Annotated in this window: 20 protein-coding genes; 6 read left to right on the forward strand and 14 right to left on the reverse strand. The window is 68.4% G+C overall.

What is annotated here, in order from left to right; translation table 11 throughout:
• Positions 1–498: a BamJ family beta-barrel-assembly machinery protein gene (gene bamJ, locus AC1RR5_RS00690; protein ID WP_492919181.1), complete on the reverse strand. Its 498-nt coding sequence runs from the start codon at positions 496–498 to the stop codon at positions 1–3.
• Positions 499–660: 162 nt separating this feature from the next.
• Between bamJ and AC1RR5_RS00695 the strand changes: the two genes are divergently transcribed.
• A complete protein-coding gene (locus tag AC1RR5_RS00695; protein WP_492919182.1) occupies positions 661–1,536 on the forward strand; it encodes a UTP--glucose-1-phosphate uridylyltransferase in 876 nt (291 codons plus the stop codon).
• On the opposite strand, the gene queG is transcribed toward AC1RR5_RS00695, so the two are convergent.
• The 5 genes from queG to AC1RR5_RS00720 all read right to left on the reverse strand — a co-directional run bounded on the left by queG (position 1,533) and on the right by AC1RR5_RS00720 (position 6,954).
• A complete protein-coding gene (gene queG / locus AC1RR5_RS00700) occupies positions 1,533–2,648 on the reverse strand; it encodes a tRNA epoxyqueuosine(34) reductase QueG (protein WP_492919183.1) in 1,116 nt (371 codons plus the stop codon). The two genes, AC1RR5_RS00695 and queG, sit on opposite strands and share 4 nt — an antisense overlap.
• On the reverse strand, positions 2,629–3,315 hold the full coding sequence (gene fzlA, locus AC1RR5_RS00705; RefSeq protein ID WP_492919184.1) for an FtsZ-binding protein FzlA: 687 nt from the start codon (positions 3,313–3,315) through the stop codon (positions 2,629–2,631). The genes queG and fzlA overlap by 20 nt, the downstream gene beginning before the upstream one ends.
• 114 nt (positions 3,316–3,429) lie before the next feature.
• On the reverse strand, positions 3,430–4,881 hold the full coding sequence (gene rfaE1 / locus AC1RR5_RS00710) for a D-glycero-beta-D-manno-heptose-7-phosphate kinase (protein ID WP_492919185.1): 1,452 nt from the start codon (positions 4,879–4,881) through the stop codon (positions 3,430–3,432).
• A gap of 32 nt (positions 4,882–4,913) precedes the next feature.
• Positions 4,914–5,837, reverse strand: coding sequence for a cation diffusion facilitator family transporter (locus AC1RR5_RS00715; protein WP_492919186.1), 924 nt, complete (start codon positions 5,835–5,837; stop codon positions 4,914–4,916).
• Between the two features lie 31 nt (positions 5,838–5,868).
• Positions 5,869–6,954: a citrate synthase/methylcitrate synthase gene (locus AC1RR5_RS00720; protein ID WP_492919187.1), complete on the reverse strand. Its 1,086-nt coding sequence runs from the start codon at positions 6,952–6,954 to the stop codon at positions 5,869–5,871.
• 76 nt (positions 6,955–7,030) lie between these two features.
• On the opposite strand from AC1RR5_RS00720, the gene AC1RR5_RS00725 reads away from it, so the two are divergent.
• Positions 7,031–8,203: a citrate/2-methylcitrate synthase gene (locus AC1RR5_RS00725; protein WP_492919188.1), complete on the forward strand. Its 1,173-nt coding sequence runs from the start codon at positions 7,031–7,033 to the stop codon at positions 8,201–8,203.
• On the opposite strand, the gene AC1RR5_RS00730 is transcribed toward AC1RR5_RS00725, so the two are convergent.
• A complete protein-coding gene (locus AC1RR5_RS00730; RefSeq protein ID WP_492919189.1) occupies positions 8,179–9,207 on the reverse strand; it encodes a ligase-associated DNA damage response exonuclease in 1,029 nt (342 codons plus the stop codon). The genes AC1RR5_RS00725 and AC1RR5_RS00730 overlap by 25 nt on opposite strands.
• A 25-nt stretch (positions 9,208–9,232) precedes the next feature.
• Between AC1RR5_RS00730 and AC1RR5_RS00735 the strand changes: the two genes are divergently transcribed.
• The 3 genes from AC1RR5_RS00735 to AC1RR5_RS00745 all read left to right on the forward strand — a co-directional run bounded on the left by AC1RR5_RS00735 (position 9,233) and on the right by AC1RR5_RS00745 (position 10,465).
• Entirely contained in the window at positions 9,233–9,733 is a 501-nt protein-coding gene (locus AC1RR5_RS00735) for a PaaI family thioesterase (RefSeq protein WP_492919190.1), read from the forward strand.
• Positions 9,730–10,149, forward strand: coding sequence for a PaaI family thioesterase (locus AC1RR5_RS00740; protein WP_492919191.1), 420 nt, complete (start codon positions 9,730–9,732; stop codon positions 10,147–10,149). Before AC1RR5_RS00735 ends, AC1RR5_RS00740 begins: the two co-directional genes overlap by 4 nt.
• A 217-nt stretch (positions 10,150–10,366) precedes the next feature.
• Positions 10,367–10,465: a hypothetical protein gene (locus tag AC1RR5_RS00745; RefSeq protein ID WP_492084139.1), complete on the forward strand. Its 99-nt coding sequence runs from the start codon at positions 10,367–10,369 to the stop codon at positions 10,463–10,465.
• Positions 10,466–10,533: 68 nt separating this feature from the next.
• Here the strand turns inward: AC1RR5_RS00745 and AC1RR5_RS00750 are convergent, their stop codons facing one another.
• Positions 10,534–11,448: a histone deacetylase family protein gene (locus AC1RR5_RS00750; protein WP_492919192.1), complete on the reverse strand. Its 915-nt coding sequence runs from the start codon at positions 11,446–11,448 to the stop codon at positions 10,534–10,536.
• A gap of 81 nt (positions 11,449–11,529) precedes the next feature.
• On the opposite strand from AC1RR5_RS00750, the gene AC1RR5_RS00755 reads away from it, so the two are divergent.
• Positions 11,530–12,384, forward strand: a complete 855-nt coding sequence (locus AC1RR5_RS00755) for an acyl-CoA thioesterase (protein ID WP_492919193.1) — start codon at positions 11,530–11,532, stop codon at positions 12,382–12,384.
• A 1-nt stretch (position 12,385) separates the two neighbouring features.
• Here the strand turns inward: AC1RR5_RS00755 and AC1RR5_RS00760 are convergent, their stop codons facing one another.
• The 6 genes from AC1RR5_RS00760 to AC1RR5_RS00785 all read right to left on the reverse strand — a co-directional run bounded on the left by AC1RR5_RS00760 (position 12,386) and on the right by AC1RR5_RS00785 (position 17,537).
• Positions 12,386–13,426, reverse strand: coding sequence for a S41 family peptidase (locus tag AC1RR5_RS00760; RefSeq protein ID WP_492919194.1), 1,041 nt, complete (start codon positions 13,424–13,426; stop codon positions 12,386–12,388).
• A gap of 67 nt (positions 13,427–13,493) precedes the next feature.
• The gene (locus AC1RR5_RS00765) at positions 13,494–14,060 is read right to left on the reverse strand and encodes an NUDIX hydrolase (protein WP_492919195.1); all 567 of its coding nucleotides are present in this window, start codon (positions 14,058–14,060) and stop codon (positions 13,494–13,496) included.
• Positions 14,061–14,083: 23 nt separating this feature from the next.
• On the reverse strand, positions 14,084–14,665 hold the full coding sequence (gene rimM / locus AC1RR5_RS00770; protein WP_492919196.1) for a ribosome maturation factor RimM: 582 nt from the start codon (positions 14,663–14,665) through the stop codon (positions 14,084–14,086).
• A gap of 53 nt (positions 14,666–14,718) precedes the next feature.
• Positions 14,719–15,258: a 30S ribosomal protein S16 gene (gene rpsP / locus AC1RR5_RS00775; RefSeq protein WP_492919197.1), complete on the reverse strand. Its 540-nt coding sequence runs from the start codon at positions 15,256–15,258 to the stop codon at positions 14,719–14,721.
• A gap of 24 nt (positions 15,259–15,282) precedes the next feature.
• Positions 15,283–16,812 (reverse strand): signal recognition particle protein, encoded by a 1,530-nt coding sequence (ffh, locus tag AC1RR5_RS00780; RefSeq protein ID WP_492919198.1) that lies wholly within the window; start codon positions 16,810–16,812, stop codon positions 15,283–15,285.
• A gap of 218 nt (positions 16,813–17,030) precedes the next feature.
• Positions 17,031–17,537 carry a DUF1993 domain-containing protein gene (locus AC1RR5_RS00785; RefSeq protein WP_492919199.1) on the reverse strand — a complete coding sequence of 169 codons (507 nt, stop codon included), beginning with the start codon at positions 17,535–17,537 and terminating at the stop codon, positions 17,031–17,033.
• Positions 17,538–17,588: the final 51 nt, after the last annotated feature.

Genomic DNA, 17,588 nt, shown 5'->3' on the forward strand with positions numbered 1-17,588 from the left:
CTACTGCTTGGGCTTGCCCGGCCCGATCCGGTTCACGTCCAGCAGCTCGATGCGGAAGACCATCACGCTGTTGGCCGGGATCGGGCCCTTGTCCTGCGCGCCGTAGCCCAGGGCCGGCGGCACGTAGAGGATCCATTCGTCGCCCGCCTTCATGCGCTGCAGGGCGATAACCCAGGCCGGCACCAGGCCGTCCAGCGGGAACACCGCCGGCACGCCGCGCTCGTAGCTGCTATCGAAGACCGTACCGTCCAGCAGCTTGCCTTCGTAGTGGACCTTGACCTCATCGGCCTTGGTCGGGTGCATGCCGCCGTTCGCGCCCTCGCGCACCACCTTGTACTGCACGCCCTCGGGCAGGGTGACGACGCCGGGCTCCTTGGCGTTCTTGGCCATGAAGGCGTCGGCGATGCTCAGGTTTTCCTGGGCCTTCTTGCTGGGACCGCAGGCGGCCAGGGTCAGGCCGGCGGCGGCGAGGGTGACGAGCAGGGCGCGGCGATGCATGAAGAACCTCGAACAATCAGGCCGTTCAGCTAGCACGAAGAGCCCGGGAATCCATCTCCGGACGAACACGAACGGGCCGTAGAATACTTTTCACGGAACAGTGGTGGCTTTCGTCAGAAAGCTTTTCTAGAAACGACCACCCAATACTCAGACGAGACGCTCATGAAACCCGTTCGTAAAGCCGTCCTTCCCGTCGCCGGCCTCGGCACGCGCGTGCTGCCGGGCACCAAGACGACGCCGAAGGAGCTGTTGAACGTCGTCGACCGTCCGATCCTGTCGTACATCGTCGAGGAAGGCCGCAAGGCCGGCATCGAGCACTTCGTCTTCGTCACCGGCCGCGGCAAGGGCGCGATCGAGGACTATTTCGACCACCAGGTCGAGCTGGAAGCCCAGCTGGAAGCCAAGGGCAAGCTGGACATCCTCCAGCAGCTGCGCGACGAGCTGCCCCGTCCGGGCGAGATGAGCTTCGTGCGCCAGATGGCCCCGCTGGGCCTGGGTCACGCGGTGTGGTGCGCCCGCGACATCATCGGCGACGAGCCGTTCGCGGTCATGCTGCCCGACGTCATCGTCGACGCCGATCCTTCGGCGCTGGGCCAGCTGATCGAGGTCTATGACAAGGTCGGCGGCGGCAACGTCATCGGCGTCGAGGAAGTGCCCGCCAGCGAGACCCACAAGTACGGCATCGTCGCCCCGGGCGAAGTGAACGGCCGCCTGGCCACCATGACCGGCATGGTCGAGAAGCCGGCTCAGGGCACGGCGCCCTCGAACTGGTCGATCGCCGGCCGCTACATCCTGCAGCCCGAGATCTTCGAACTGCTGGCCAGCCAGGAAAAGGGCGCGGGCAACGAGATCCAGCTGACGGACTCGATGGCCAAGCTGATGACCCAGCAGCAGTTCCACGCCTATGTCTACGAAGGCAATACCCACGACTGCGGCGACAAGATCGGCCTGCTGAAGGCCAATGTCGCCCTGGCCCTGAAGCGTCCGGACCTGGGCGCCGCCGCCCGCACGGCCGTGGAAGCGGCGCTGAAGGCCTAGGCCCACTCCGCCAGAACTTCGGGATCGTCCTCGGCGCGCTTCAGCGCCGAGGCGTTTCCGAGCAGTCGCCGCGCGGCCCACACCGCCGCGCCGCGCACCACCGGCGCGGGGTCAGCCAGCAGCGGCTCGACAACCGCCATCAGGCTCGCATCGCCGCTGTTGCCGATCGCGTAGAGGACGTTCCTCACGAAGCGGTCGCGGCCGATGCGCTTGATCGGGTTCTTAGAGAACAGCGCCCGGAACTCGGTGTCGTCCAGCACCGCCAGCTCGGCCAGGGACGGCTGCTTCAGCGCCTCGCGGGCCTGCAGCTTGGCCTCGCTGGAGAGGCTCGCGAACTTGTTCCACGGACAGATCGCCAGGCAGTCGTCGCAGCCATAGATCCGGTTGCCCATCGCGGTGCGGAACTCCGCTGGGATCGGCCCCGCCAGCTCGATAGTCAGGTACGAGATGCACCGCCGCGCATCCAGCTGGCGCGGGGCCGGAAAAGCCTGGGTCGGGCAGATGTCCAGGCAGGCGCTGCACCGGCCGCAGTGGTCGACCTCGGCTTCATCGGGCGGCAGGTCCAGGGTCGTCAACACGCTGCCCAGGAATAGCCACGAGCCGAACTGGCGTGAGACCAGGTTGGTGTGCTTGCCCTGCCAGCCCAGGCCCGCGCGTTGGGCCAACGGCTTTTCCATCAGCGGCGCGGTGTCGACGAAGACCTTCACGTCCTCGCCGAACCGGCGATGCATCCAGCCGGCCAACACCTTCAGGCGCTTCTTGATGACGTCGTGATAATCGTCGCCCTGGGCATAGACCGAGATCGCCGCGTCGCTGGTCGATTTCAGCTGCTCCAGCGGATCGATGTCGGGGCCGTAGTTGACCCCCAGCACCACCGCCGACCTGGCCTCGGTCCACATGGCGGTGGGATGCGAGCGCCGCTCCAGCGTCTCTTCCATCCAGCCCATGTCGCCGTGACGCTCGGCTTCGACGAAGGCCTTCAGCCACTCGCCGTTGGGCCATGCGGCCGCGGCGTCGGCGAAGCCGCAGGTCGAGAACCCCAGGGCCAGGGCCTCGGCGCGGATCTCGTCCTTGATGGCGTCAGGCGAAAGGTCAGAAATCGAGGTCGTCATAATGCGCGGCCGGCGCGAGGCCGGGCCAGCGGTCGGCCAGGATCGGACGGAAGGCCGGCCTCGACTTCAGCTTCATGTACCAGGTCTTGGCCGCCTGGAAGTCCTTCCAGGGCACGTCGCCGAAATAGTCGATGACCGACAGGTGGGCGGCGGCGGCGAAGTCGGCCAGGCTCATGCGGCGACCGGCCAGCCAGTCGCGGGTCTGCAGCAGGCCGTCGATGTAGCCCAGGTGCGCCTTCAGCGCCTCGCGGCCCTGGCGCAGCGCGGCGAGGTCCGGCGCGCCCATCCGCAACAGGCGTTTCTCCATCTTCTCGTGCAGGAGGAAGCCGTTGACCTCGTTGTCGAATTTGCGATCGAACCACTGCATCAGGCGGCGAGCCTCGGCCCGTTCGCCGGCGTCGCGACCCAGCAGCGCCGGCTCGCTCTCGGTCTCTTCGATATGCTCGAGAATGGCTCGCGTCTCGCAGACCACCAGGTTGCGCTGGTTGCGGGTCTCGACCAGCACCGGCGGCAGACCCGACGGGTTGAGCGACGTGAACTCGGGCGGCATTTCCCAGTAGCGGACCTGCACGTCGGTGAACGGCAGCCGCTTCTCGCCCAGCGCCAGACGCACCTGTCGCGACGCGGGGTCCAGGGGGAAATGGTGGAGGGTGCGTTCGACGCTCATGCCCAGGTGCGCTCAGGCTGCATCGAAAGAGCGATGCGCCGCTTTGCTTAACAAGAGGTTGCTGAACGCCGTTAAGCCAAGGAAAGCAGGCTTTTACGCGGCCTTTTGACTCACTTAGCTGTTCATTCTCGCAATCAGGTTCGTCGTGCTCTGGCCCTGCTTGAGTTCGGCAAGAACGACCTTCCCGCCATAGCCCAGCACCACATCGGACCCGACCACGGTCTCGACCGTGTAGTCGGCGCCCTTGACCAGCACGTCCGGGTGGAAGGCCTTGATCAGCTCCAGGGGCGTCTCCTCGCCAAACAGCACCACCAGATCGACCGACGACAGCGAGGCCAGCACCGTGGCGCGGCCCGTCTCCTTCTGCACCGGCCGGGTCGGGCCCTTCAGCTTGGAGACCGAGGCGTCGGTGTTGAGGCCGACGATCAGCCGGTCGCAGGCGGCCTTGGCCTGGCTGAGCAGCGAGACGTGGCCGGGGTGCAGCAAATCAAAGCAGCCATTGGTGAAGCCGACCTTCAGGCCGCGCGCCCGCCAGCCCTCGACGATCGCCTTGGCATGGTCGCGATCGGCGATCTTGATCTCGCCCGGTTCGCCTTGGGCCGAGACCGCGACGGCGGTCAGTTCGGCGGCGGTGACGACATCGGTGCCCAGCTTGGCGACCACCAGACCGCCGGCCAGGTTGGCCAGGTGCGCGGCGTCAGCGAGGCTTGCCCCCGCCGCCACGGCCAGCGCCAGGGTCGCCGCCACGGTGTCGCCGGCGCCCGAGACGTCGAACACCTCGATCGCGGTGGCCGGCAGGTGCACTGGCGCCTCGCCACGAACGGAGAGTGTCATACCCGCCCCGCCACGGGTGATCAGGGCCGCTTCCAGCCCCGGCGCCATGGCCAGGATCGCCGCGCCGGCCTCTTCCGAGGCTTCGTCGGAATTGTCGGTGATGCCCGTGGCCTCGGCGGCTTCCTTGCGGTTGGGCTTGATCAGGGTGGCGCCATCATATCGGGCGAAGTCGCGGCTCTTGGGGTCGACGATCACCGGCTTGCCGGCGGCACTGGCCGCATCGATCGCCCCGCGCACGACCTCGGCGGTCAGCACGCCCTTGGCGTAGTCGGACAGCACCACCACGTCGGCGGCGGCCAGGCGCGCCTTGAAGGCGGCCAGCAAGGTCGCGGCGTCGCCGGGGCCGCGATCCTCGCGGTCGACCCGCAGCATCTGGTGCGAGCCGGAGATGTAGCGGACCTTCTCGGTCGTGCGGCGCTTGGGATCGGCCACCAGCTCGGCCTCGAGGCCCGGCTCGGCGTCGATCATGCCGCGCAGGGCCGCGCCGGCGTCGTCCTGGCCGACCAGGCCGATCAGCACCGCCTTGGCCCCGAGGGCGGCGACGTTGCGGGCGACGTTACCGGCCCCGCCCAGCATGGCGGTTTCCTTCTCGACCGCGATCACCGGCACCGGCGCCTCGGGCGAGATGCGGTCGACCGCGCCATAGATGAAGCGGTCCAGCATCACGTCGCCGAGGACCAGCACGGTCTTGCCGGCAAAGGCGCGGGGGAGATGGGAGAGAGCGTCGTCCATACGGCTTCCGTACTCTCACACGCTCGGAGAACTCAACCCTCGACGGGTTGAGCGAACAGTCCGCCGTGCGGCTCGGCCTTACCGCGCGGGTCGGGGTGGATCAGGATATCGGCCGCCGGGAAGGCCTCCAGCAGGCGGTTCTCGGCCTCGACCATGATGGTGTGGGCCTCAGCCAGGGAGATGTCGGCGGCCAGATCGGCATGCATCTGCATGTGGACGTAAGGCCCCGAGGCGCGGGTGCGCAGCTGGTGGATGCCCAAGATACGCGGGTCGGCGGTAGCCAAAGCCAGGATCTTGGCGCGGTCCTCCTCGGGCAGTTCGGTGTCCATCAGCTGACCCGAGGCTTCGCGGAAAACGCCGATCGCGCCCCAGATCAGCCACAGCGCCACGACCAGGCCCGCCGCAGCGTCGACCCAGGACAAGCCCAGCCACGATGCCGCGCCGACGCCCACCAAAGCCACGGCGTTCGAGCCTAGGTCGGCGGCGTAGTGGGCGCGGTCGCCGGCGATGGCGATCGAGCCGCTGGCCTTCAGCACCCGGGTCTGGGCGGTGATCAGGCCCAGGGTCAGGACGATCGAGATGATCATCACGATCACCCCCGCCAGCCCGTGCTCGACCGGACGCGGATTGAGGAAGGCGTGGAAGGCCTCGCGCCCAATCAGCGCGCCGGAGGCGAAGACCAGGCCGCCCTGCACCAGGCTGGAGAAGGCTTCCGCCTTGCCGTGGCCGAAGCGGTGCTCGGCGTCCGGCGGGGCGGCGGCGTAGCGCACGGCAAACAGGGTGACCAGCGAGGCCACCAGGTCCAGGGCCGAGTCCGACAGCGAGGCCAGGATCGCCACGCTGTCGCTGGCCTGCCAGGCGATCGCCTTGACGACGATCAGGACGGTCGCCGTCGCCACGGACAGCAGGGCGACGTTGCGAGTGGCCTTGGGATCGGCGGCGGCGGACAGGGACATGAGCCCTATCTACCGCACACCGCGCCAAAGGCTAAGCCGCCGCTCTGACTTCCGGTCCGACATAGACCGACTGCGGCCGGATCAGCCGTCCACCGGCCAGCTGCTCGCGAGCGTGGGCCAGCCAGCCCGACACGCGGCCCATGGCGAAGACGCAGGTGAAGCTGGCCGGGGGCAGGCCCAGCGCCTCCAGCAGCAACGCCGTGTAGAATTCGACATTGGTGTCCAGCGGCCGGTCGGGCTTGTGCTCGCGCAGGATATCCAGCGCCGCCTGCTCGACGGCTTCGGCGAAGGCGACCCGGCCAGGCAGGCTGGGCGAGGCGTCGGCCAGCTTGCGCACGGCCGCCTTCAGGGCGTCGGCGCGCGGGTCGCGCACGCGGTAGATGCGGTGGCCGAAACCCATCAGCCGATCACCGCGCGCCAGAGCCTTTTCCAGCCAAGGGCGGGCGTTTTCCGGCGTGCCGATCTCGTCCAGCATCTCGATCACCGGCCCCGGCGCGCCGCCGTGCAGCGGGCCTTTCAGGGCCGATAGCCCGGCCAGCACCGCCGAGGTCAGGCCCGCGCGGGTCGAGGCCACCACGCGGGCGGCGAAAGTCGAGGCGTTCAGGCCGTGGTCGCAGACCGTGACGAGATAGGCGTCCAGCGCGGCGGCCTCGGCGTCGGTGGCAGGCACGCCGCGCGTCATGCGCAGGATGTCGGCGGCGTGCGAAAGGACCGGATCGGGCGCGACTGGGCTTTCACCCTTGGCGACCCGCAGCACGGCCGGGGTGAAGACGGCCGGGGCGGCGATCAGCAGCAGGGCCGTCTTCAGGTCGTCGCCATCGGGCAGGCGGGCCAGCAGGGCGCGCATGGCCTCGACCGGGTCGCGGCGGGCCAGGCCCTCGTCCAGGGCGGCGACCTCGGCGAAGGCGCGTACGCGGGCTTCGCCCAGGGCCGGGGCCAGGTCGGACGGCGCGTCCTCGAAGAAGCCGTCGAACAGCAGGTGCGCGGCCTCCTCGTAGCGGGTGCGGCCCGACAGATCCTCGACGGCATAGCCCCGGATCACCAGGCGGCCCTTGGCCCCATCGACATCGGACAGAACGGTGCGGGCGGCGATGACGCCCTCAAGACCATCAGACATGTGCGGTCTCCTTTCGTGTTGATGAAAAGCGCCCGCAAGCCTTGATCGTCAATCTTGATCAATATAATCAATCTATATGGCGGATTGGCTGGACGCGGATCAGGTTCTGGAACGACTGGGGATCCGGCCGCAGACCCTCTACGCCTATGTCAGCCGAGGTCGGATCGAGGCCGCCGCCCATCCGCATGACCCGCGCCGCAGCCTCTATCGCGCCTCGGACGTCGCGGCTTTGGCGCAGAAGAAGGCGCGCGGTCGCCGCGCCGCCGACGTCGCCGCCGAGGCCATTGCCTGGGGTGAGCCAGTGCTCCCCTCGGCGATCACCACCGTCGCGGGCGGGCGTCTCTGGTATCGCGGCCGCGACGCCGTCGAACTCGCCGAACAAGGCCTGACGCTGGAAAACGTCGGTCGCCTCCTGCGCGGCGGCCATGGCGCGGCGCTGAAATCGTCCCGCCGCCCGGAGCCGCCGGTCGCCGACAGCGCGCGGGGCCGGCTGTTCCTGACCCTGGCCGCCCGCGCCGGGCGCGAGCCCCCCGCCCGAGGTCGCGCGCCGCTCGCACTCGCCATGGAGGCCGCCGACCTGTTGGAGGCCGTGGTCGACGCCGCCACCGGCCAGGCCGGCGAAGGCCCGGCCCACGCTCGCTTCGCCGCCGCCTGGGGGCTGGACGCGGCCGGCGCGGATCTCGCCCGCCGGACCCTGGTGCTGCTGGCCGATCACGAGCTGAACGCCTCGACCTTCGCCGCGCGGGTGGCGGCCTCGACCGGGGCGTCGCTGTCGGCGGCCTGCCTTGCGGGTCTGTCGGCGCTATCGGGACCGCTGCACGGCGGCATGGCCGCGCGGGTCGAAGCCTTCGTCGAGGAGGCCGAGCGGCGTGACGCCAACCATGCGGTGACGGCGCGGCTGGCCCGAGGCGCGTCGATGCCGGGCTTCGACCATCCGCTCTATCCCGACGGCGATCCGCGCGCGGCGGCGCTGCTGGCGGCGTTCGAGGCCCCGCCTCTGCTGGCCGACCTGCGCACGGTGACGGAAGCGGCCACGGGCCTCGCGCCCAATATCGACTTCGCCCTGGTGACCCTGGCCCGCACCCTGAAACTGCCGCCGGACGCGCCATTCATCCTGTTCGCCACGGCCAGGAGCGCCGGCTGGGCCGCGCATGCGATCGAGCAGCTGCAGACGGGGCGGCTGATCCGCCCCAGGGCGCGCTATGTCGGCGTCGCGCCGGAAGGCTACTCGCCCTCCTCCTCGTCGTAGCCCACTAGCCGCAACGCGCGAGCCGGCAGGCCTTCCAGCTCGCACCATCGCTCCAGCGCCTCTTCGCGGCCATGGGTAATCCACACCTCGCCGGGCCGAAGCTCGCTCAGGGTCGCCGTCAGTTCATCCCAGTCGGCATGGTCGGACAGGATCAGCGGCAGCTCCACACCCCGCTGTCTCGCCCGAGCCCGCACCCGCATCCAGCCCGAGGCGAAGCAGTCCACGGGATCCGGGAACCGCCGCGACCAGCTGTTGGCTATCGCGCTGGGCGGAGCGATCACGATCTGGCCGGCGAAGGCGCTCTTTGGTCCCGAGGTCGTGGCCGGAGCCAGCGGACCCAGCTCAACGCCATAAGCCTCGTAGAGCCCGTTCAGCCTCTCCAGCGCCCCGTGGACGAAGATCGGTTTGTCCCAGCCGCCCTCGCGCAGCAGCTTGATCACCCGCTGGGCCTTGCCCAGGGCATAGGCTCCGACGATGTGGCAACGCTCGGGAAACTGCTCGACCGAGGCCAGCAGGCTGCGGATCTCGCCCGCGTCGTCGGGATGGCGGAAGACCGGCAGGCCAAAGGTCGCCTCGGTGATAAAGACGTCGCAGGGCACGGGTTCGAACCGGGCGCAGGTCGGGTCGCGACGGCGCTTGTAGTCGCCCGAAACCACCATGGTCAGGCCCTTCCAGCGCACCACCGCCTGGGCCGAGCCCAGTACGTGGCCAGCCGGGACCAGCGTCACCTCGACGCCGTTGTGGGTGATGGTCTCGCCATAGGGAACGGCCTGGCGCCGCTCAGTGAAGTCCTCGCCATAGCGCGTCGCCATGATCGCCAGGGTCTCGGGCGTGGCGGCCACCGTTCCGTGGCCGGCGCGGGCGTGGTCGGCATGGCCATGGGTGATCACGGCCCGGTCCACGGGGCGGACGGGGTCGATATAGAAGTCTCCCGGCGGGCAGTAGAGGCCGCCTGGTCGGGGACAGAGAAGGTCTTCAGGCTTGATCACGGCTGGATATGACAACGCGGAAGACGCTAAGCCTATCCTCATGAGCGATAACGAACAGAGCCGCATGATCGCCACGGCGATGAACGAGGGCAGCCCCCAGGCCAAGGCGCTGGGCTTCTCGACCCTGGAGATCGGCGACGCGGTCGCCATCCTGAAGGTCCCTTACCGCCCCGAGATCATCGGCGATCCCGAGACCGGGGTCATCGCCGGCGGGGTGGTCACCACCCTGCTGGACCACGCCAGCGGCCAGGCCGTGCACGCGGCCATGGAGACCTGGACCTCGATCGCCACGCTTGATCTGCGCATCGACTACATGCGCGCGGCCGAGCCGGGGCTGGACGTGCTGGCCCGCGCCCATTGCTACAAGATGACCCGTTCAATCGCCTTCGTCCGCGCCGTCGCCTACGACCGCGATCCCGAAGATCCCGTGGCCACCGCCCAGGCGACCTTCATGCTGGACTCGAGCGCGGGCAAGAAACCCGGCGCCAACTTCAAGCCGCCGCGCGAGACGCGGGCCAAGACCGGAGGCGCCGGCCAATGAGCGATATCGACACCCGCCTGGTCTCCATGCTGGACGCCATCCCCTATGCCCGCTTCCTAGGGATCAAGGCCGAGCTGGCCGGGGACGAGATGACCGCCATCCTGCCCTTCGCCCAGCACATCGTCGGCAATCCGATGCTGCCCGCCATCCACGGCGGCGTGCTGGGCGCCTTCATGGAGATGACGGCCCTGGCCCAGCTGTCGGTGGCCGCGCCGATGAAGCGCCAGCCGCGCACCATCGACGTCTCGATCGAGTATCTGCGCTCGGGCCGGCCGCTCACCACCTATGCCCGCGCCAGCATCAAGAAGCTGGGTCGCCGCATCGCCAACGTCCATGTCGAGGCCTGGCAGGAGACACGGTCCGCTCCCATCGCGACCATGCGTGGACTCTTTCTCGTCGCGCCCAGTGAGGATTAACAGTCCGAGCCCGGAATAACCGTCTCAAAGGATAAAGTTTCCCAGGAAACTAAATTCAGCGACGACATTAATCCTCTGTAATGCCGATTAGGTGCGACAAAGTTTCTTAAATCGGCGTCATGAAGCATGAGTAACGTGCATTAACCGGAGTCGACGCCTATATCCCTGATCACCGGACGCCAACGGGCGCCGGACAACAAAAACAGGGATCAAGACCATGACCATGAAGACCAACGCCGTTGCCGGCTTCGCCTCGCTCGTTCTCGCGGTTCTGCCGCTCGTCGTCATCGCCGGTTCGCTCGCTTCGAGCCTGTAAGCGTGATCGCCGCGTAACCTCCGTCGGGCCGCCCGCAAGGGCCGCCTCGACGGAGATGGCGACCAGGACTACCGAGAATACAAAGACTTGGCCGTCCGATGCAGGATGGCGTGGCGGGCCGCCAGACGATCGATATCCGCGTCGTAGCCGCCACCGATGACCCCGACCACGGGGATCTCAAGAGCAAGACAAGCGCCCAGGACATAGGCCTCTCGTCGCGCCAGACCGTCATCGGTCAGCGACAGACGCCCCAGCTTGTCGTCCGCGTGCGGATCCACCCCCGCATTGAAGAAGACGATATCCGGCCGGACGCTGCTAAACAGCGCCGGCAGGATCGCTTCCAGCTTTTCCAGATACGCGTCATCGCCCGTCCCGTCGGCCAGCTCGACGTCAAGATCGCTGACCGCCTTGCGGTGCGGGAAGTTCTTCTCGGCGTGCATCGAGACCGTAAAGACGCTCGGATCGTCCTCGAAGATCCGCGCCGTGCCGTCGCCCTGGTGGACGTCCAGATCCACGACCAGGGCCTTGCCGATCAGCCCCTCCGCCAGCAACCGACGCGCCGCCACCGCCACGTCGTTGAACACGCAGAAGCCCGCGCCGCTCTCGGCCGAGGCGTGGTGGCTGCCGCCAGCGGTGTTGCAGGCGACGCCGTGCTCCAGGGCCAGACGCGCCGCCAACAAGGTGCCGCCGGTCGCCGCGCGGGCGCGGGTGGCGACGCTGTCGGTATTGGGCATGCCGATCCGCCGGACCACGTCGGCTGGCAGGGACAGCTCGATCACGCCCCGGACATAGTCTTCCGTATGCGCCAGCCGCAGGGTCTCGACATCGATGAACTCGGGGCGGTGAAAGCCGTCCGGACCCGGAATTTCCTCAGCTTCCAGCACGCCGGCGAGGCGCGAGAACTTGTCCATCGGAAAGCGATGCCCCGCCGGCATTTCGGCGCGGAAGGCGGGGTGATGGATCACGGGCGGAGAAGAAGACATCGCCCCACGATGGGGAGCGCGGCGGCATGACGCAAGGTGACGGCTTGCGGCGGCGCCGAAGCGGGCTTATCGCACTGCGCCATGCAGACGACCGAGACCCTCGCCGACATCCTCGACCTCGAACCGATCGAGGTGAACCTGTTCCGAGGCGTCAGCCCGAACGACGGCTTCCCGCGCATCTTCGGCGGGCTGGTGATCGCCCAGGCCCTGTTGGCGGCCTACAAGACCGTGCCGGACCGGGTCTGCCACTCGCTGCACGCCTATTTCATCCGCCCCGGCGACGTGAACGCGCCCGTACTCTACGAGGTCGAGCGGGCCCGCGACGGCGGCACCTTCACGACCCGCCGAGTGGCCGCCATCCAGCACGGTGAGCAGATCTTCAACCTGGCCGCCTCGTTCCAGACGCCGGAAGCCGGCTTCGAGCACCAGTCGGAGATGCCCGACGCGCCCGATCCCGAGAGCTTGCCGACCGAGGCCGAGTTCCTCAAAAGCCTGGGCGACCAGATCCATCCCAAGATCATCGCCCTGTCCGAGCGTCCGCGCCCGGTCGACACCCGCTGGGTCGACATGCAGAACCCGATGGCCCCGGTGAAGAAGTCCGGCACCAAGAATGTCTGGCTGCGCGCCAAGGCCCCGCTGGGCGACGACATCCGCATGCAGCAGGCGGCCTTGGCCTACGCCTCGGACATGGCGTTCATGGAAAGCGCCCTGCGCCCGCATGGTCTGATCTGGACGACGCCGGGCCTGCAGGCCGCCAGCCTGGACCACGCCATGTGGTTCCACCATCCGTTCGACTTCAACGACTGGACCCTGTTCGCCCAGGACAGCCCCAGCGCTTCGCAGGGGCGCGGCCTGGTGCGCGGCCAGATGTTCAGCAAGGACGGCAAGCTCCTGGCCTCGGTGGCCCAGGAGTGCCTGATGCGAGTTCGGACGTAATCTAGAGCTTCTGATCGCCGGCCAAGGCCGCCGCCGGATCGGTGATGGCGTCGGCGCGCTCCTTCTCCGACTTCGGGGTCGAGACCAGCGGCTTGGCCACGGCCAGGGCCCGGCGATAGGCCTCGGTCAGGGCGGCGTCGGTCTCGACGTCGGGCTTCACGCCCACGCCGTCCCAGCCCCTGCCGGTCAGCGGATGCTCGGTCCAGCCGTTGGACACGAAGGCCACGAGCCCAAAGCCCAGCCCCGGCGTGGGCCGGTTGGCCGGATTGCCGCCGCCGCGCGTCTTGGCCCCCACCAGCACGCCGCGCTTGTTGGCCTGGATGTCGTAGGCGAAGGCCTCGGCCGCCGAGAAGGTGCGGTTGGCCGTCAGCACGAAGACCGGCTTGTCGGCATAGAGCGGGCCCGAGGCCGGGACGGTCGGCTGGCGTTGCTCGATGGTTTCGCGACCATCCGGCTGCCGCCAATGGATCCGGGTCATGACCAGCGGCGTCTTCGACAGGTGGCCCAGCAAGCGAGCGTCCGACGCCCCGCCGCCGCCGGTGTTCTCGCGCAGGTCGATGATCAGGGCGTCGGTATGCTGCAGCAGGCCCATGGCCGCATCGATCAGGTCGGCGCCCGCCTGCGTCTGCTCGAAATAGCGCAGTTTCAGATAGCCGATATTGGCCGGCAGCCGCCGCGCCGCCATCAGCCCATAAGCCAGGCGTTGATCGATCAAGGCCTGGTCGGCGTCGCTGACACTGGCCACCCCGGCGCTGGCGGTGGTCACCGAGACCTTCAGGTGCTGGTCGCCGGAGGTCCTCAGGGCGATGGCGCTGAGGGCTTCGGCCAGGGCCTGGCGGTCGTGGATCTTGCTCAGCTGGCCGCGCTGGGCCTGCAGCGCCGCACGCACAGCTTGAGCCTTGGCCGGGTCGAAATAGTCGCCCATCTGGCCGACCAGCGTATCGACCACCTGGCCCGCCTGCCTGGCAGTAAGCTCTTCGGCGGCGAAGGCCGGCGAGGTCAGGCACAGGGCCAGGGCGGTGGCGGTCAACAGGCGGCGCATGCGGGTCCCCTTTCGAAGTCGGCGGGGAGGTCGCATCGGCGCAGCGCGAACGCCAGTTAAGCTTGCGTCATGACCTGGTTGTCATCTGGACGACGCCAGCCTTGGCCAGGCCGCGCAGCAGCGAGGCGGCCTGCATGCCGACCGTCATCTCGCCGTCCAGCGCCATGCGCAGAGCCTGCGCGGCCGAGACCCAGAACGGTTCGATCCGCTCGTGGGGATCGTCCTTGGGCTCGGCGACCTTCACGACGTTGCGGGCCAGGACGATGTGGACGCGGTTGGAGTGGGTGCCGGCGTTGGGCCGGGTCTCGCCGATCAGTTCCAGCGTCCCGGCGCAGCCCGCCTCTTCCAAAAGTTCCCGGCGCGCGGCCTCGACCGGATCGGTCTCGCCCTCGTCCATGCCGCCGGCTGGCAGTTCCTTCGAGAGGTCCCCCAGGCCGTGGCGGTATTGGCGGACCAGCAAGACGTTATTGTCGGCGTCCAGCGCCACCAGTTCGACCCAGTCACGGTATTCGAGAACGTAGTACGGCGCGACCACCGCGCCCTCGTCGGTCACGCATTCGTCGGCGCGCAGATGGATCCAGGGGTCCTTGTGAACGATGCGCGAGGCGGTAACCCGCCATTTTCCGTCCGACATCGTGCAGGCTCCTTCGCGGAAGATCAGTCCCGGTCGCCCAGCTCTTCGTCTTCGTCCGGGCCCTGGTCCTCAGGGCCTTCGTGTTCGCCCACCAGGGCGGGCGGGTCGGCCAGGATCAGACCTTCGCCGATCTTGACCTCGGGCACAGCCGCCCGCGTGAACGGCAGGTACCAGGTCGGGCCACCCAGGTCGGGGGTGATCTCAAGGATGTCGCCGGCGCCGAAATTCTGGACGCTCTTCACGCGGCCCAGCAGGACGTCGGTGGCGATGTGGCGGACGGAGAGGCCCACCAGGTCGGTCAGGTAGAACTCGTCCTCGTCCGGCTCGGGCAGGGCCGAGCGGGGGACGTACAGGCGCAGGCCCCGCAGGGCGTCGGCCGCTTCCTTGGTGTCGACGCCAGGACAACGACAGACGACGCCGTCCTTGGCCTTGCGCGCCGAGGCGATGGTCAGGGCGACCGAGCCGTCCTGGCGCTTCAGCGTCTTGAAGGCCGCGATGCTCATCGGCTCTTCGGTATAGGTCGTGATCCGCACCTCGCCGCGCACGCCGAAGCTGCCGGCCACGCGGCCGACCATGATCATCGGGTCATCGGGAGAGTTGGCCATATCGTAGACAGAGTCGCGCCGCCGCCTCGCAAGAGACGACGGCGCTGGAACCCTTAGCCTTCCGAGGCTTCTTCAGCCGGAGCTTCAGCGGCCGGAGCCTCTTCAGCAGCGGCTTCAGCGGCCGGGGCTTCTTCAGCCGGAGCTTCTTCGACGGCCGGAGCAGCGGCGGCGGCGGCAGCGGCTTCAGCGGCGGCGACCTTGGCGGCTTCGGCGGCTTCAGCAGCAGCGACCTTGGCGTCGGCTTCGGCCTGGACGCGCTCTTCTTCGCGCTGGGCGCGCTCGGCGGTGCGTTCCTTGGCCTTCTTGCCCGGCTCGCCCTTTTGCGGGTTGTTGCCGTGGGCCCAGGTGGTCAGGCCTTGGGCGGCCAGGAAGCGCGCGACGCGGTCGGTCGGCTGAGCGCCCTTCTTGAGCCACTCCTGGATCGACTCGACCTTCAGGGTGACGCGGTTGGCGTCGTCCTTCTTGAGGAGCGGGTTGTAGGTGCCGACCTTCTCGATGAAGCGGCCATCGCGCGGCGAGTGGCTGTCGGCGATGACGATCGAGTAGTACGGACGCTTCTTGGCGCCGCCACGGGCGAGACGGATCTTCAGCATATCGGTAGTCCTTGGTCTAAAGTTCTATTTCTTGAACGGGTTGAAGCCGGGCAGGCCCAGGCCGGAGAGAGGGTTGGGCTTGGCGTCGCCGCCAGTCCCGAGGCCCGGCAGACCGGGCAGCCCCGGGACGCCGCCAAGGCCTCCCGCTGCGTTGGGATCGGGCTGGGGCATCTTTCCCCCGCCCATGTTCTTCATGCGCGCCATGTCGCCGCCGCCCATCATGGACGCCATGCGGGCCAGGCCCTTGCCGCCGTCCTTGGACATGGCCTTGAACATGTCAGCCATCTGGCGGTGCTGCTTGAGCAGGCGGTTGATCTCGGCGACGTCGACGCCCGAACCGGCGGCGATGCGGCGCTTGCGCGAGGCGGCCAGAATGTCGGGCTTCTTGCGCTCTTCCTTGGTCATCGAGCTGATGATCGCCTGCTGGCGACGGAAGATGCTGTCGTCGATCCCGCTCTCGGAAATCTGCTTCTTGACCTTCTGGACACCGGGCAGCAGGCCCATGATGCCTTCCATGCCGCCCATCTTCTGCATCTGACGCAGTTGGGCGGCGAGGTCGTCGAGGTCGAACTTGCCCTTGGCCAGCTTCTTGGCCATGCGCTCGGCTTCGGCATGGTCGAGATCGGCCGCGGCCTTCTCGACCAGCGCGACGACGTCGCCCTGGCCCAGGATGCGGCCGGCGACGCGGCGGGCGTCGAACACGTCCAGTTGGTCGATCTTTTCGCCGGCGCCGAGGAACTTGATCGGCAGGCCGGTGACGTGGCGCATCGACAGCGCCGCGCCGCCGCGACCATCGCCGTCGGCGCGGGTCAGGATCAGGCCGGTCAGCGGCAGGCGCTCGTGGAACGCCTTGGCGGTGCGCACGGCGTCCTGACCGGTCAGGCTGTCGGCGACCAGGATGGTCTCGGACGGCGTGGCGATGCGGGCGATTTCCGCCGCTTCGCTCATCATCGCCTCGTCCAGCGTGGTGCGGCCGGCGGTGTCGAGGATCAGGACGTCGTAGCCGCCCAGCTTGGCCGCCGTCATGGCGCGCTTGGCGATGTCCGTGGCGCTCTGGCCCGGGACGATCGGCAGGCTCTCGACCTCGACCTGCTTGGCCAGGGTCGCCAGCTGCTCCATGGCGGCCGGACGACGGGTGTCGAGCGAGGCGACCAGCACCTTCTTGCGCTCGGTCTTGGACAGGCGCAGGGCCAGCTTGCCGGTGGTGGTGGTCTTGCCCGAGCCCTGGAGGCCGGCCATCAGGATCACCGACGGCGGGTTCAAGGCCAGGTTCAGGCCGGTGGGGACTTCCCCGCCCAGCATGTCGACCAGGCCGTCATAGACGATCTTGACCACCTGGTCGGCCGGCTTGACCGAACGGATGACCGCTTCACCGCCGGCCAGTTCCTTGGCCTTGCTGATGAAGTCCTTGACGACCGGCAGGGCGACGTCGGCCTCGAGCAGGGCGACGCGAACCTCGCGCAGCGCCTCGTCGATGTCCTTTTCGGACAGCACGCCGCGACCGCCGAGGCGATCGAAGACGCCTGAAAGTCGCTCTGTAAGGCCGTCGAACATGTCGAACCCTAGTTAAATCAACGCTCCAAACGCGATCAGCCCCCGTGGACGATCACGTCGACGGGGGTCCTCGCCGTCCTCGTCCGGATGGATCCTGCGCTAACAGGCCGGGGTCGTGACGGTGGAGGCGCTGCTGATAAAGCGCCGGAAGCCGGGGCTTATGCACAGAAAAGGCGGAAGAGTCAAAGGCGGGCCGCATGGACCCGCCTTGGCTTGGATCAGGCCGTGCCCAGGAAGTCGCGCTTGCCGACCTCGACGCCGTTGTGGCGCAGGATCGCGTAGGCGGTGGTGATGTGGAAGAAGAAGTTCGGCATCGCCTGGCCCTGCAGATAGTCCAGGCCCTTGAAGGTCTTGGTCTCGCCGCGGCGGACCAGCTGGACGTCACGGTCGTGGCCGCCGTCGAACGCGGCGACGTCCAGGCCTTCCACGAAGGCGATGGCGCGGTCGATGCGGGCGATCAGGTCCTCGAACGAGGTCTCGACGTCATCCCAGGCCGGAATCTCGACGGCGGCCAGGCGCGCGGCGCCGCCCTTGGCGAAGTCGGTGGCGATCTGCACCTGGCGGATCAGCGGGAACATGTCGGGATACAGGCGCGCCTTCAGCAGGGCGTCGGGATCCCACTTCTTGGCCTCGACCAGGGCGGCGGCCTTGGCCAGCACGCCCTTCAGACCCTTCAGGCCCTGGATGAACACGGGCACGCTGGCCTGATGGATCGAGATCGACATGAAAAGCTCCGGGAAGACGATGCGCCTAGATAGGGACAGCGGCGGGGCTTG

This window comes from Caulobacter sp. GW821-FHT11E11 (assembly GCF_058808315.1).

Coding starts and splice junctions, on each gene's coding strand:
- AC1RR5_RS00785 (WP_492919199.1), bottom strand. CDS start 17,537: ATGTCGATCTCGATCCATCAGGCCAGCGTGCCCGTGTTCATCCAGGGC.
- AC1RR5_RS00765 (WP_492919195.1), bottom strand. CDS start 14,060: ATGTCGGACGGAAAATGGCGGGTTACCGCCTCGCGCATCGTTCACAAG.
- AC1RR5_RS00745 (WP_492084139.1), top strand. CDS start 10,367: ATGACCATGAAGACCAACGCCGTTGCCGGCTTCGCCTCGCTCGTTCTC.
- AC1RR5_RS00695 (WP_492919182.1), top strand. CDS start 661: ATGAAACCCGTTCGTAAAGCCGTCCTTCCCGTCGCCGGCCTCGGCACG.
- AC1RR5_RS00760 (WP_492919194.1), bottom strand. CDS start 13,426: ATGCGCCGCCTGTTGACCGCCACCGCCCTGGCCCTGTGCCTGACCTCG.
- AC1RR5_RS00715 (WP_492919186.1), bottom strand. CDS start 5,837: ATGTCCCTGTCCGCCGCCGCCGATCCCAAGGCCACTCGCAACGTCGCC.
- ffh (WP_492919198.1), bottom strand. CDS start 16,812: ATGTTCGACGGCCTTACAGAGCGACTTTCAGGCGTCTTCGATCGCCTC.
- rfaE1 (WP_492919185.1), bottom strand. CDS start 4,881: ATGGACGACGCTCTCTCCCATCTCCCCCGCGCCTTTGCCGGCAAGACC.
- AC1RR5_RS00740 (WP_492919191.1), top strand. CDS start 9,730: ATGAGCGATATCGACACCCGCCTGGTCTCCATGCTGGACGCCATCCCC.
- rpsP (WP_492919197.1), bottom strand. CDS start 15,258: ATGCTGAAGATCCGTCTCGCCCGTGGCGGCGCCAAGAAGCGTCCGTAC.
- AC1RR5_RS00720 (WP_492919187.1), bottom strand. CDS start 6,954: ATGTCTGATGGTCTTGAGGGCGTCATCGCCGCCCGCACCGTTCTGTCC.
- fzlA (WP_492919184.1), bottom strand. CDS start 3,315: ATGAGCGTCGAACGCACCCTCCACCATTTCCCCCTGGACCCCGCGTCG.
- AC1RR5_RS00725 (WP_492919188.1), top strand. CDS start 7,031: ATGGCGGATTGGCTGGACGCGGATCAGGTTCTGGAACGACTGGGGATC.
- rimM (WP_492919196.1), bottom strand. CDS start 14,665: ATGGCCAACTCTCCCGATGACCCGATGATCATGGTCGGCCGCGTGGCC.
- AC1RR5_RS00750 (WP_492919192.1), bottom strand. CDS start 11,448: ATGTCTTCTTCTCCGCCCGTGATCCATCACCCCGCCTTCCGCGCCGAA.
- bamJ (WP_492919181.1), bottom strand. CDS start 498: ATGCATCGCCGCGCCCTGCTCGTCACCCTCGCCGCCGCCGGCCTGACC.
- AC1RR5_RS00755 (WP_492919193.1), top strand. CDS start 11,530: ATGCAGACGACCGAGACCCTCGCCGACATCCTCGACCTCGAACCGATC.
- queG (WP_492919183.1), bottom strand. CDS start 2,648: ATGACGACCTCGATTTCTGACCTTTCGCCTGACGCCATCAAGGACGAG.
- AC1RR5_RS00735 (WP_492919190.1), top strand. CDS start 9,233: ATGAGCGATAACGAACAGAGCCGCATGATCGCCACGGCGATGAACGAG.